Source organism: Xylophilus sp. ASV27 (assembly GCF_016428875.1).
Classification (GTDB): domain Bacteria; phylum Pseudomonadota; class Gammaproteobacteria; order Burkholderiales; family Burkholderiaceae_C; genus Xylophilus.
The window spans coordinates 1-635 of sequence record NZ_JAELTO010000263.1 but is presented as its reverse complement, the minus strand read 5'-3'; the positions used below and the strand labels follow the sequence as shown (position 1 = coordinate 635).

The window sequence follows — 635 nt, the reverse complement described above, 5'->3', positions numbered from 1 at the left end:
GCCATGGCGCTGCATGAGCTTTTGCACCCGGTCCTTGCCCACGCGGATGCCGCGGGCCAGCAGTTCCTTCCAGATGCGCGGCCAGCCGTAGCCGCCACGTGTCTGGGCATGGATGGCCTTGATGTGCACCAACAAGGCATCGTCGCTCAGATGGCGGCGCTGCGCGCCGCTGACTTTGCGCACGAAGTGCTCGTGGTATCCCGCCAAGCTGATGCGCAGCACCCGGCATTGCACCGAGATGGGCCACACGCGCCGGTGGCGTTGGACGAAGGCGTACTTCACCGCTGCGCTTTCGCGAAGTACGCCGTCGCTTTTTCCAGGATGTCGCGCTCCATCTTCACGCGTGCCAACTCGGCGCGCAGCCGACTGATCTCCATCTGCTCGGCGCTCACGGGCTTGCTGTCAACACCGGTGAGCTTGCCCTGGCGCTGCGCCTTGACCCAGTTGAACAGCGTCTGCTCGACCACGCCCAATGTGCGCGCCGCCGCCGCGATGCTCTGGCCACCAGCGACCAGCCGCACCGCCTCTTGCTTGAATTCGAGCGTGTAGCGCGCTCTCGTCGTCTTCCTCATTTACGTCTTCCTTGCTTGTATTGAAACACTCAGCAAGGGATACGTTTTTCGAGGGCAAGGTCA

At 63.3% G+C, this 635-nt stretch carries 1 pseudogene; it reads right to left on the bottom strand.

Annotation, left to right across the window (positions count from 1 at the left end):
* Window positions 1-572, bottom strand: a pseudogene (locus JHD63_RS22795) (transposase); the annotation flags it as partial.
* Between the last annotated feature and the right edge of the window lie 63 nt (window positions 573-635).